The organism is Empedobacter sp. UBA1574 (genome assembly GCF_002322895.1).
Taxonomy (GTDB): domain Bacteria; phylum Bacteroidota; class Bacteroidia; order Flavobacteriales; family Weeksellaceae; genus Empedobacter; species Empedobacter falsenii_B.
In genome coordinates, this window is sequence record NZ_DCOI01000011.1 from 16,714 (window position 1) to 29,903 (window position 13,190).

At 34.0% G+C, this 13,190-nt stretch carries 12 protein-coding genes; 10 read left to right on the forward strand and 2 right to left on the reverse strand.

Annotation, left to right across the window (positions count from 1 at the left end; all coding sequences use genetic code 11):
- Positions 1–18: 18 nt before the first annotated feature.
- Complete coding sequence (locus tag B3578_RS02185; RefSeq protein ID WP_038336863.1) at positions 19–546, forward strand: ExbD/TolR family protein; 528 nt, start codon at positions 19–21, stop codon at positions 544–546.
- A gap of 32 nt (positions 547–578) precedes the next feature.
- Positions 579–1,526 carry a hypothetical protein gene (locus B3578_RS02190; RefSeq protein WP_038336862.1) on the forward strand — a complete coding sequence of 316 codons (948 nt, stop codon included), beginning with the start codon at positions 579–581 and terminating at the stop codon, positions 1,524–1,526.
- Between the two features lie 175 nt (positions 1,527–1,701).
- Here B3578_RS02190 and B3578_RS02195 read toward each other — a convergent pair whose 3' ends face one another.
- Both B3578_RS02195 and argB read right to left on the reverse strand, forming a co-directional pair.
- A complete protein-coding gene (locus B3578_RS02195; RefSeq protein WP_038336860.1) occupies positions 1,702–2,769 on the reverse strand; it encodes a M20 family metallo-hydrolase in 1,068 nt (355 codons plus the stop codon).
- On the reverse strand, positions 2,763–3,530 hold the full coding sequence (gene argB, locus B3578_RS02200) for an acetylglutamate kinase (protein ID WP_038336859.1): 768 nt from the start codon (positions 3,528–3,530) through the stop codon (positions 2,763–2,765). Before argB ends, B3578_RS02195 begins: the two co-directional genes overlap by 7 nt.
- 251 nt (positions 3,531–3,781) lie before the next feature.
- On the opposite strand from argB, the gene B3578_RS02205 reads away from it, so the two are divergent.
- The 8 genes from B3578_RS02205 to carB all read left to right on the forward strand — a co-directional run bounded on the left by B3578_RS02205 (position 3,782) and on the right by carB (position 13,042).
- The gene (locus tag B3578_RS02205; protein ID WP_219034927.1) at positions 3,782–4,360 is read left to right on the forward strand and encodes a GNAT family N-acetyltransferase; all 579 of its coding nucleotides are present in this window, start codon (positions 3,782–3,784) and stop codon (positions 4,358–4,360) included.
- Positions 4,361–4,430: 70 nt separating this feature from the next.
- Positions 4,431–4,883 (forward strand): arginine repressor, encoded by a 453-nt coding sequence (locus B3578_RS02210; RefSeq protein WP_221854616.1) that lies wholly within the window; start codon positions 4,431–4,433, stop codon positions 4,881–4,883.
- Positions 4,884–4,890: 7 nt separating this feature from the next.
- Positions 4,891–6,072: an argininosuccinate synthase gene (gene argG / locus B3578_RS02215; protein ID WP_291046818.1), complete on the forward strand. Its 1,182-nt coding sequence runs from the start codon at positions 4,891–4,893 to the stop codon at positions 6,070–6,072.
- 94 nt (positions 6,073–6,166) lie between these two features.
- Positions 6,167–7,153 (forward strand): N-acetyl-gamma-glutamyl-phosphate reductase, encoded by a 987-nt coding sequence (argC, locus tag B3578_RS02220; RefSeq protein ID WP_291046819.1) that lies wholly within the window; start codon positions 6,167–6,169, stop codon positions 7,151–7,153.
- Between the two features lie 33 nt (positions 7,154–7,186).
- Positions 7,187–7,546 carry a four helix bundle protein gene (locus B3578_RS02225; RefSeq protein ID WP_219034924.1) on the forward strand — a complete coding sequence of 120 codons (360 nt, stop codon included), beginning with the start codon at positions 7,187–7,189 and terminating at the stop codon, positions 7,544–7,546.
- Between the two features lie 36 nt (positions 7,547–7,582).
- Complete coding sequence (locus B3578_RS02230; protein WP_280050113.1) at positions 7,583–8,719, forward strand: aspartate aminotransferase family protein; 1,137 nt, start codon at positions 7,583–7,585, stop codon at positions 8,717–8,719.
- On the forward strand, positions 8,712–9,800 hold the full coding sequence (gene carA, locus B3578_RS02235) for a glutamine-hydrolyzing carbamoyl-phosphate synthase small subunit (RefSeq protein WP_291046821.1): 1,089 nt from the start codon (positions 8,712–8,714) through the stop codon (positions 9,798–9,800). The genes B3578_RS02230 and carA overlap by 8 nt, the downstream gene beginning before the upstream one ends.
- A gap of 11 nt (positions 9,801–9,811) precedes the next feature.
- Entirely contained in the window at positions 9,812–13,042 is a 3,231-nt protein-coding gene (carB, locus tag B3578_RS02240) for a carbamoyl-phosphate synthase (glutamine-hydrolyzing) large subunit (RefSeq protein WP_219034921.1), read from the forward strand.
- The last annotated feature ends 148 nt before the right edge of the window (positions 13,043–13,190 follow it).

Below are 13,190 nucleotides of genomic sequence, written 5' to 3' on the forward strand. Positions count from 1 at the left end.
TTATTAAGAAATTAGAAAATGGCACAAATAGAAAGTCACGATGACGGTGGCGGAAAGAAAGTCCGTTCCAAAAAGAATTCGACGAAAGTCGATATGGCTCCTTTGGTTGATTTAGGTTTCTTATTAATTACTTTCTTTATGTTTGCGGCGACATCGATCAAACCAAATGTAATGAACTTGAATATGCCTCCAAAAATTGACAAATTAGATCCAACTGATAAACCAGAAATAAAATTGAATAATTCTATATCAATTTTAATTGGAAAGGATAATAAGTTATTTTGGCATCAACAAGATCAGGCAGGATTAAACGGAGGAACTCTAAATGAAACTGACTACTCTAAAATTCGTGATGTTATTACAGCAGCACAAGGTAGAGCAGATAAAGATAAGTTTACTGTAATTATCAAACCTATGGATGATGCTACGTATGATAATTTAGTAACTATCTTAGATGAAATGGAAATTACAAAGTCTACTCGTTACGGAATCGTACCTGTTGCACCTTTTGAACAAAAAGTGTTCGACGAAAAAGTAGGTAAATAATTAGTTTAATTGTTAAATTTAAAAGAATTAAAATGTCAGAAAATAACAACAAACTAAAATCCTTAGACGAGATTGTATTTGAAGGTAGAAATAAAGCGTATGGAGCTTATGACATGAGAATGTCTGAGAAGAGTACATTATTGAAAGCTTTCATTCGTGGATTTATAGTAATTGCGATTTTAGCTTTTGGTCTTATTGCTTCTGCAACAGGTTTGTTTGAAAGTAAAAAGTCAGAAGACGTAGTCGTAGATGTTCAGCTTGAGGATTTGAATATTCCTGAGCCTCCAAAAGAGGAAGAAGTGGTTGAACCAGAGCCACCAAAGCCAGAGCCAGAACAAAGATATCAAGAAGAAACAGCTCAGGTTAGAGTGGTTATGCCAGAACCTAAAGCTCAGCCTAAAAAAGAAGAGCCTATTGTCGAAGTAAAGGAAATGGCCGATAAAGATTTAGGTTTAGTAGATAGAGAAGGGCCAAAATCAACAACACAAACTGGAGGTGCTAATGAAGTAAATACTAAAAAAGAAGCACCAAAGGATACACCAAGTACTCCTAATCCAGGGAAAGGTACAGAACCTGCAGCTCCATCTACAGTAACTGCTCGTACAGCGGCTGTAATGGCGGTATATCCTGGTTGTGAGAAAGATGCTGCAAAAGGTAAACAAGCTGCAACAGACTGTTTATCTAAAAAGTTATCACAAGATTTACAAGACGAGTTGCAAGATTTTGCGAATGACGCTGCTGGTCAAGGTTTATCTGGTGTAGTAGCTGCTAAACTTTCTTTCCAAATTGACACTGAAGGTAGAATCGTTGGAATTTCTCCAATGGGTGATGCTAAGTTAGGTCCTGAAGCTAAAAAAGCTTTAGAGCGTATTACACAACGTCAACAAAAAAGAGGGAAAACGATCAAACCTGCTCAAACAGAAGATGGTCGTGCTGCGAAGTTGAATTTCAACATTCCAGTTAAAATGCAAATTGAGTAAGACTTAATTTCATATATAAAAAAAGAGGCTAAAATTAATTAGCCTCTTTTTTTGTGTTTAATTTTTAGAACATATCTTTATGTTTTGCAGGTTTTAATTATCAGTTTTGATAAAATTAAAAAGCATCTTCAATTGTATGAAGATGCTTTTTCGATTATAAGAGTTTATTCTTAATTTAAAACGTAAAATCTTTTAATAAACTTGTATATCGTTCAATTCCATGTTCTATTTCGGATAAATAAATATATTCGTCTGGTGTATGAGAACGAGCTGAATCTCCAGGTCCCATTTTTACCGTTTCGAAATTCATCATTGCTTGATCCGACATTGTTGGCGAACCATATGTTGTACAACCTAATTCGATTCCTTTTTGTACAATTGGATGATTTTCTGAAATACGTGAAGAATTTAAACGCAACGAACGTGCTTTAATTTCTGCTTTTGGTAAACAACTTGAAATAATATCAACAACTTCTTGATTTGAGTACAATTCGTTTACACGACAATCTACAACCAAACGACATTCATCTGGCACAACATTGTGTTGCTTTCCTGCTTCAATTTGTGTAACCGTCATTTTAACTGGTCCTAACATATCCGAAACTCTTTCGAATTGATACGTTTTGAACCAATTCATCACATCAATCGCTTCGTAAATTGCATTTACACCTTCGTTTCTTGCAGCATGTCCAGTTTTCCCTTTTACAATTACGTCCATTACAACCAAACCACGTTCTGCAATTGCCATGTCCATTTGCGTAGGTTCACCTACAATTCCCAAATCGATTTTTGGTAAATTAGGTAAAATACTTGCAACATTTAATTGTCCTGAACTTTCTTCTTCAGCTGTGACTGCGACAATTAGATTAAATGGTAAATCATCATTCAAAAAATTGATATAAGTGGCTAATAAACTTACCGCAGAAGCTCCTGCATCGTTACTTCCTAAACCTACTAATTTATCACCTTCGATTGTAGCTTTTAATGGATCATATGTCCAAGAAGAGCCAAATTTTACAGTGTCGTGATGAGAGTTTAATAAAATTGTTTTTTTGTTCTCATCAAAATTTGGATGAATACTCCAAACATTGTTATTCTGACGATGAGCCGTAGCACCATGATCAGTTAAAAACTTGAAAATAATATCGGCCGTTTTATCTTCTTCGCTCGAAAAAGATTGAGTTTCGATTAATTGACACAACAAATCGACAGCTTTCTTTTTGAGAACAGTTAATTCTAACATAAAATTGTTTTAATCTCTGAGTTAATGTTGCGCGCGTGCACCAAACATACATTTTTTACACCCGCATTGATTACTTTGAATGAATTGTCTAATTTTGGAATCATTCCTTCGAAAATTACACCTTCTTCTTTTAACTGCAAATATAAAGTTTCGTTAATTTTTGGAATCAATGTTGTGTCATCATTTACATCACGAAGTACGCCAATTCTATCAAAACAGAAATTTAATTCTACTTCATTTTCTTGTGACATAGCAACCGCAATTGTAGAGGCAATAGTATCTGCATTAGTATTCAACAATTGTCCATTTCCATCATGTGTAATCGCACAAACTACTGATGTGATATTGTTATCAATTAATAATTGAAATAATTCTTTGTTGACACTTTCATCATTCAAATCTCCAACAAAACCATAATCAATAGTTTTTACAGGACGCTTAGAACCTTTGATTGCATTACCATCTGCACCAGATAAACCTAATGCATTGCATCCAAATTCTTGTAATTTAGAAACGATAGATTTGTTCAAATTTCCAGCATATAATCCTGTCACAACATCCAATGTTGGTTTGTCTGTAATGCGACGACCTTCGATCATTTTTGGTTCGATTCCCAATTGATTTAACATCTTCGAAGCACCTTTTCCTCCTCCATGAACCAAAATTTTAGGTTCTTTAATTTCGGAAAACGTTTGTAGGAATTGTTCTAAGTCTTGCTCGTTATCGATAATTCCGCCTCCTATTTTAATAATTTTCAACATTTTAATAAATATGTAAATTTTGTTTGCTTTTTTTTGGTGATACAAAAATATAATATTTAACTTTGCATCTCAGTATAATAACTGAATATCTTGTTGATTAATGGAAGAAATTACTGAAATTGTTCTTCTCAATTATGAGAGTGGCTTTCGTAATGAAAGCGCACCTTTTGGTTCTCATATTTTACTTAAGTGTGATGACAAAAGGTCATCTTTTTTCAATTCCTCTTTATTAATCGACTTTCCCTTAAATTATGTATGTTAGAATAGCAAATGCAGATGATGCCAAGTACACAGAATTGTTGTGCGAATGGTACGAAGAATCAGCTCGTATGAGAAAAACGGGTATTGCTAAACGAAATCCAGTTTATCTTGAACGCAAAATGCGTAATGGAAATGCTGTGATTGCTTTTGATGATGATGATCAAATAGCAGGGTTTAGCTACATAGAAACGTACGAAGAAGAAAAATTCGTCGTAAACTCAGGTTTAATTGTTCGTACAGATTTAAGGAGTTCAGGAATTGGACGCGAAATAAAACACGCTGTTTTTGAATTGTCACGTACAAAATTCCCGAAATCAAAAATCTTTAGTATTACAACTTCTTTAGCTGTAATGCGTATGAACACAAAATTAGGATACAAGCCAGTAACATTTTCGGAATTAACACAATCGGATGAATTTTGGAATGGATGTAAAAGTTGTAAAAACTATCACATCTTGATGGAAAATGATCGCGAGCGTTGTATTTGCACGGGATTGGTTTATGATAACCTTGATGACGAGTACGCTAAGCGTGCATTGGCAAATCAATCAAAAAAAGAAAATGAATAAATATACGAACTAAGGTTTTTTTTTGTCTAAAATGAGTATATTTGCATAAAATTTCGAATAAATATTCAAAATGAGTAATAAAAAATACAGATTCCAGATTATAAAAGATTTAATAACAGATCAAGAAATAAGTAATCAAGACGAATTATTAAAAAAATTAATTGATTTAGAGATCACAGTTACTCAAGCAACTTTATCGAGAGATTTGCGCGAATTGAAAGTTTCAAAAGTTCCTAATAGTTCGGGACAATACATTTATCGCCTTACAGAAAGTGCTGTTCCAACGGCAACCGTTACACATAACGAAAATGCAAGTTTGATTTTCTCTAAAAATTTGGGAGTTATCAAAACAAAACCAGGTTATGCAAACAGAATCGCTTTTGAGATTGACAACACACATTTCAATACAATAATTGGAACAATTGCTGGAGACGATACGGTATTAATCGTAATGAAAGAAGAGAGTAGTCGTGAAGAGGTTACCAATGAATTAAGAAGAATTATTCCCAATATAAACAAATAAACAAATAATGAGCAACAAAGCAGTTTTAGCTTACAGTGGAGGTTTAGATACATCGTACTGTTTGGTTAACTTAACAAAAGATCAAGGAATGGAAGTGCATACAGTAATTGTAAATACTGGTGGATTTTCGGCAGAAGAGTTAAAAGATATCGAAGAACGTGCCTACGAATTAGGATCTTCTAAACACGTTACAATTGATATTACAGACAAATATTACAACGATTGTGTTCGCTACTTAATCTACGGAAACATCTTGAAAAATAACACTTACCCATTATCAGTAAGTGCAGAACGAATGTTTCAGTCAATTGCAATTGCTCAGTATGCAAAAGATGTAGATGCAGAATACATTGTACATGGATCTACAGGAGCAGGAAATGATCAAATTCGTTTTGATGTTGCTTTTGCAGTTATCTCACCACAATCTAAAATCATTACACCAATTCGCGACGAAAAATTATCTCGTCAACAAGAGGTTGAATATTTACAAGCAAATGGTGTAAACTATAGTTGGGAAAAAGCTAAATACTCTATTAACAGAGGAATTTGGGGAACATCTGTTGGTGGAGTTGAAACATTAACATCTAACCAAGCGTTGCCAGAAGATGCTTATCCAACACAATTATCAAGAACAGAATCATCTGTTATCGAAATTGAATTTGAGAAAGGTATTCCAACTGCTTTAGATGGAGAAAAATTATCTCCAGTAGCTTTAATTCAAAAATTAAACGAAATCGGTGGTGAATACGCAATTGGTCGCGACATCCACGTAGGAGATACAATTTTAGGTATCAAAGGACGTGTAGGTTTCGAAGCGCCAGCAGCTTATTTACTAATCAAAGCACACCACTTATTAGAAAAACATACACTTACAAGATGGCAATTGTTGCACAAAGATTCGTTATCAAACTGGTACGGAACCTTATTGCACGAAGCACAATACTTGGATCCAGTAATGCGTGATATTGAAGCATTCTTAGAATCTTCTCAAAATCATGTAACAGGAAAAGTGAAAGTACAATTAAATCCTTATCATTTCTCAATGATTGGAATAGAATCGCCTTATGATATGATGCAATCTAAAGTCGCTACTTATGGAGAAGAAAACGAAGCTTGGGACAGTAGAGATGCAAGAGGTTTCATCAAAATATTCGGTAATCAATTAAAGATTGTTCATAGTTTCGATTAATTGATTCTTTAAAGTGGATTCCAACGAGCCCACTTTATTTTAGAAATATAGTATAGGTATTATACCTTAAAAAAACACGCGCAAAACATAACAAATGACAAACAAAATTAACGTAAGCATTGTAGGAGGTGCTGGCTACACAGCAGGCGAACTGCTAAGAATATTGATACATCATCCGATGGTTAATATTTCGTCTGTGTACAGTACATCAAATGCAGGCAACCCCGTTACCAAAGTGCACGACGATTTGTTTGGAGAAACTGACATCTTATTTTCGGATAAAATAGACGAAAATGCTGATGTCGTTTTTTTATGCCTTGGTCACGGAAAATCGGCAGAGTTTTTACAGAACAATAAATACTCAGCCAACACAAAAATTATTGATTTGAGTAACGATTTTCGATTAAATGCGAACCACATTTTCGAAGATAGAACGTTTGTTTACGGTTTACCAGAATTAGATCGCGAAGCAATCAAAACAGCTCAAAATATTGCAAATCCAGGTTGTTTTGCAACAGCTATTCAATTAGCATTGTTACCATTGGCAGCGAAAAATGAAATCAAAAATGATATTCATATCAATGCTGTAACGGGTTCTACAGGTGCTGGACAAAGTTTATCAGCTTCTACGCACTTTAGTTGGCGAAACAATAACGTTTCTTTCTACAAAGAATTTACGCATCAACACGAAGGAGAAATTTACCAAACATTGAATCAATTAGAAAAAGATTTCAATAACAAAGTATATTTCTTACCAATGCGAGGAGATTTTGCGCGCGGAATTTTAGCAGGTGTTTATTTAAAATCTGATTTATCAGAAGAAGAAGCAAAAAATATCTTCAACGAATATTACAAAAACGAACCTTTTACACATGTTTCTGACGCACCAATTGCATTGAAACAAGTCGTAAATACCAACAAATGTTTTTTACATATCCAGAAACAAGACGATGTATTGTTAATCACTTCTATCATCGATAATCTAACAAAAGGAGCTTCTGGACAAGCCGTAGAAAACATGAACTTGATGTTCGGTTGGGAAGAAAACTTAGGACTTAATCTTAAAACGGTGGCGTTTTAAAAAGTTGTGAGTATTGAGTTATAAGTTTTGAGTATGCAAGATTATAGAAAATTACAAGTTTGGAATCGTTCACATCTCTTGGTTTTAGATTTATATAAAATTGTAAATCAATTTCCAAAAGAAGAACAATTTGGATTAATTTCTCAAATTAAAAGAGCATCATCTTCTATACCAGCAAATATTGCAGAAGGTTGTGGAAGAAACTCAAATAAAGACTTTGCTCAATTTTTAAATATTTCTTTAGGCTCTTTGAATGAAGTCACATATTTTATTTTGCTAGCTAAAGATTTGAATTATATAAATATTGAAGAATATTCAAAATTAACAGATGAGTGTAATGAAATTAAAGCAATGCTAATTGGATTAATAAATAAAATTAGAACAATAGCTTAACTCATTACTCAAAACTCATCACTTAAAACTTATTAAATGAAACTATTTGACGTATATCCATTAATGAATGTAACTCCGGTTAAAGCTAAAGATTGTATTCTTTGGGACGAAAACGGAAAAGAATATTTGGACCTTTATGGAGGTCACGCAGTGATTTCTATCGGTCACTCGCATCCATATTATGTTGAGAAATTAACAGAACAAATTAATAATATCGGGTTTTATTCAAACTCAGTAAATATTCCGATTCAACAAGAATTGGCAGAAAAATTAGGTAAAGCATCAGGTTACGAAGATTATACTTTATTCTTGATTAACTCTGGAGCAGAAGCTAATGAAAATGCAGTAAAACTAGCCTCTTTTCACACAGGAAAAGACCGTGTAATTGCGTTCAAAGATGCGTTTCATGGACGAACTTCAGGAACAGTTGCGCTAACAGATAATCCAAAAATTGTAGCTCCATTTAATTCTCATCACAAAGTATCTTTCGTAGAATATAACATTGATGAAGTGAAAGAAGTAATTGCTGGAGGAGATGTTGCAGCGGTAATTTACGAACCAATTCAAGGAGTTGGAGGAATCATTTTACCTTCTGACGAGTTTGTACAAGAATTAAGAAAAGTTTGTACAGAAAATGGAGTGGTTTTAATTGCAGATGAAATTCAATGTGGTTACGGACGCTCAGGGAAATTCTTTGCACATCAACATTCTGGTATCAAAGCAGATTTGATTACGATGGCAAAAGGAATGGGGAATGGATTTCCAATCGGAGGAGTTTTAATCTCTCCAGAATTTAAAGCTTCTTACGGATTATTAGGAACAACTTTTGGAGGAAATCATTTAGCTTGTGCTGCAGCGGTAGCCGTTTTAGATGTGATTGAGCAAGAAAACTTAATCGAAAATGCAAAAGAAATTGGAGAATATGTTGGAATCCAATTAAATAAATTTCCAAAAATTAAAGAAGTTCGTGGTCGAGGATCAATGATTGGAATCGAGTTTGATTTCCCAATCGGCGAATTAAAAAATAACTTAGTTACAAAACACAATATTTTTGTAGGCTACGCAGGTACAAACGTTATTCGTTTATTACCACCTTTAACAGTAACAAAACAATACATAGATAAATTCATATCAGCTTTAGAAACTGAAATTAACATTATCATCAATGGATAAGACAGTAAAATTAGTATTCCAAGACGGATTAGAAATCGAAGGAAAATCTTTCGGTGCGTATACTTCTGCCGCAGGAGAAGTAGTATTCAACACAGCTTTGGTTGGATATAATGAAAGTTTGACTGACCCTTCTTACAAAGGGCAGATTATGGTGATGACAGCTCCAATGATCGGAAACTATGGTGTTCCAGATGATAAAGCAATGATTAATGAAATTGAAGCTTGGATGGAATCGAACCAAATTCAAGTAACTGGTTTGGTTGTTTCTTATTATGCTGATGATTATTCGCATTGGAACGCTATTCAAAAATTAGGAGCTTGGTTAGAAAGTCAAAATATCCCTGGTATTTATGGCGTAGATACACGTATGATTACAAAAAAATTACGTGAGCAAGGTTCTACTTTAGGAAAAATTGTAGCTGATACAGATGTCGCATATTACGATCCGAACGAAGATAATTTAGTAGATCAAGTTTCTTGTAAAGAAGTGATTCGTTACAACGAAGGTGCTGATGTCAAAATTGTTTTGATTGATTGTGGAGTGAAAAATAACATCATCCGTTGTTTTGTAAATCGTGATGTTGAGGTAATTCGAGTTCCTTGGGATTATGATTATTCAACATTAGAATATGATGGATTATTTATCTCGAATGGACCTGGTGATCCAGCTTTATGTGTTCCTACGATTAATAATATCAAAGAATCTTTGAAAGGAGATAAACCAATTTTCGGAATTTGTTTAGGAAATCAATTGGTAAGTTTAGCAGCTGGTGCATCTACTTTTAAATTAAAATACGGACACCGTTCGCACAATCAACCTGTACAATTAGTAGGAACAAAAAGATGTTTCATTACATCTCAAAACCACGGTTTCGCAGTAGATGATTCGAAATTACCAGAAGGATTTAAAACATTCTTTACGAACTTAAATGATGGAACATGTGAAGGAATTCGTCACGAATCAAAACCAATTTTTACAGTTCAATTCCACCCAGAAGCAATGGGAGGACCAGTTGATACAGAATATTTATTTGATGAGTTCATCGAAGAAGTAAAAAAATATAAAAACGCTAACGCATAATCAGAATCACGATGTTAAAAAAAGATATTAAAAAAGTATTAGTATTAGGATCAGGAGCATTAAAAATTGGTCAAGCTGGTGAGTTTGATTATTCTGGTTCGCAAGCGTTAAAAGCGTTAAAAGAAGAAGGAATTAAAACAGTTTTAATTAATCCAAATATTGCAACTGTTCAAACTTCTGAAGGAATTGCAGACGAAGTTTACTTCTTACCTGTAACGCCTTACTTTGTGGAAGAAGTCATTAAAAAAGAAAAACCAGACGGAGTTTTAGTTGCCTTTGGAGGACAAACAGCTTTAAACTGTGCGGTTGAATTAAATAAAGAAAATATATTCGAGAAATATGGTGTTGAGGTTTTAGGAACTCAAATTCCAGTAATTGAAGCAACGGAAGATCGTGATATTTTCATCGAAAAATTAGACCAAATTGGTGTTTTAACTGCTCGTTCAGAAGCAGTAGAAACTGTAGAAGACGCAATGGCAGCTGGTAAACGCATCGGTTTCCCATTAATCATTCGTGCGGCGTACGCTTTAGGAGGTTTAGGTTCTGGTTTCGCAAATAACGAAGAAGAATTATTAGATTTAGTTGAAAAAGCATTCAATTATTCTTCTCAAGTTTTAGTGGAAGAGTCATTAAAAGGATGGAAAGAAATTGAGTACGAAGTAGTTCGTGATTCTTACGATAACTGTATCACAGTTTGTAACATGGAGAACTTCGATCCGATTGGAGTTCATACTGGAGAGTCAATCGTTATTGCACCTTCTCAAACTTTATCAAATTCAGAATATCATAAATTACGTGAAGTTGCCATTCGCACAATTCGCCATCTTGGTGTAGTTGGAGAATGTAACATTCAATATGCTTTCGATACTGTTTCAGAAGAATATCGTGTAATCGAAGTTAACGCTCGCTTATCTCGTTCGTCAGCTTTGGCGTCAAAAGCAACAGGTTATCCTTTAGCTTTCGTGGCTGCTAAATTAGCTTTAGGTTATTCTTTAGATGAGTTAAAAAATAGTGTAACGCAAACGACATCTGCGATGTTCGAGCCAGCGTTGGATTACTGTGTAGTGAAATTGCCTCGTTGGGATTTAAATAAATTTTACGGAGTTCGTCGTAACATTGGTTCTGCAATGAAATCTGTTGGAGAAGTAATGGCAGTTGGACGTTCTTTTGAAGAAGCAATTCAGAAAGGAGTTCGTATGTTAGATATTGGACATAGAGGTTTCGTAGCAAATGGATTCAAAATTCCAGAAGGTGAATCGTTGGATACATGGTTAGCTGAGCCAAATGACGAGCGTTTATACGCGATTACTGAAGCTTTCAAAGCGGGATATTCGATTGAAAAAATTCACGATTTAACAAAAATCGATTTATGGTTTTTACAACGTTTAGAAAGAATTTTTAATGTATCAAAAGAATTTGAAGCATTAGAAAGATTTGAACAAGTTGAAGCAGATTTAGTAAAACGTGCAAAATTATTAGGATTCTCGGATCAACAAATTGCAGTTTTAGTAAAAGGAGATCAAAACGTACACAGAAACGAATTAACAGTTCGTGAATTACGTAAAAACTTCGGAATTAAACCTGTTGTAAAACAAATTGATACGTTAGCAGCAGAATTCCCAGCACAAACAAATTATTTATATGTAACCTATCACGGAACTGAAAATGATTTGGAGCCAGAAACTGAGAAAGCAGTTTGTATTTTAGGATCTGGAGTTTATCGTATTGGTTCGTCTGTAGAGTTTGACTGGTGTTCTGTAAATGCAGCGCATACAGCATCAAAAAATGGTTACAAAACAATTATCATCAACTATAATCCAGAAACGGTTTCGACAGATTATGATGAGTCAGATCGTTTATACTTCGAAGAATTGTCTTTTGAACGTGTAATGGATATTTTAGATTTTGAACAACCTAAAGGAACAATTATTTCGACAGGAGGTCAAATTCCGAATAACTTAGCGATGAAATTGTACGATCAATCAATTAATATTTTAGGAACTTCTCCTTTAAGAATTGATGATGCAGAAAATCGTCACAAATTCTCAGAAATATTAGATGAATTAGGAATCGATCAACCACGTTGGAAAGAGCTTTCTTCTTTAGAAGCGATTCACAAATTTGTGGAAGAAGTTAATTTCCCAGTGTTAATTCGTCCTTCTTATGTCTTATCTGGAGCTGCGATGAACGTAGTTTCGAATACACATGAGCTAGATGCTTTCTTGAAATTAGCGAAAGAAGTTTCTCCTGATTATCCAGTTGTAGTTTCAGAATTCGTACAAGGAGCAAAAGAAATTGAGTTGGATGCAGTTTGTCAAAATGGAGAAATTGTAGATTACGCAGTTTCTGAACACGTAGAATTTGCGGGAGTTCACTCAGGAGATGCAACAATGTATTATCCACCACAAAAAGTGTACATCGAAACAATTCGTCAAATGCGTAAAGTTGCAGCGAAAATTGCAAAACGTTTCGAAATTTCTGGACCAATGAACATTCAGTTTTTATCAAAAAATAATACAGTTCGTGTTATCGAAACTAATATTCGTGCTTCTCGTTCGTTTCCATTCGTATCGAAAGTTGCAGGAAATAATTTAATCGAAAAAGCAACAAAAGTTTTATTAGGATTAGAAGTAGAAAAAGGACATTCAGAAGTCGTTTACGATTTAGATTATGTAGGAGTGAAAGCTTCTCAGTTCTCATTTACACGTTTAGCAGGAGCTGACCCAGTTTTATCAGTTGACATGTCTTCGACAGGAGAAGTAGGGTGTATCGGTGATACAGCAGAAGAAGCTTTATTAAAATCAATGTTATCTGTTGGATATGAAATTCCTGAGAAAACCGTTTTAATTTCTGGTGGACCAATTGCTTCTAAAGTTGCTTTATTAGAGCCTGCGAAACAATTAATCGCAAAAGGTTACAAAATTTATGCAACAGAAGGAACGCACAAATTTTTTACAGAAAATGATGTGTATTCTACGCTTGTTTACTGGCCTTCTGATAAAAAAGAGCCAAATGTAATGTCTTATTTACATGACAAGAAAATTGATATGGTGATCAACATTCCGAAAAACTTAACAAAAGCGGAATTAGACAACGATTATCAAATTCGTCGTACAGCTGTAGATTTCAATATTCCGTTGGTAACAAATGCACGTTTAGCTTCGGCTTTCATTAATGCATTTACAAAATTATCGATGGATGATTTAAAAATCAAAACTTGGAATGAATACCGTAATAAATAGAAATTAGAATCTAGATATTAGAAGTTAGAAAGCCTCGCATTTGCGAGGCTTTTTTTATGTTATTTTTTTGAATTTGTCATTCCGACAAAAGAAGGAATCTAAATTTAATGCGAAGCTGAAACGAGTTCAACTTAAGTTATCCTGAACT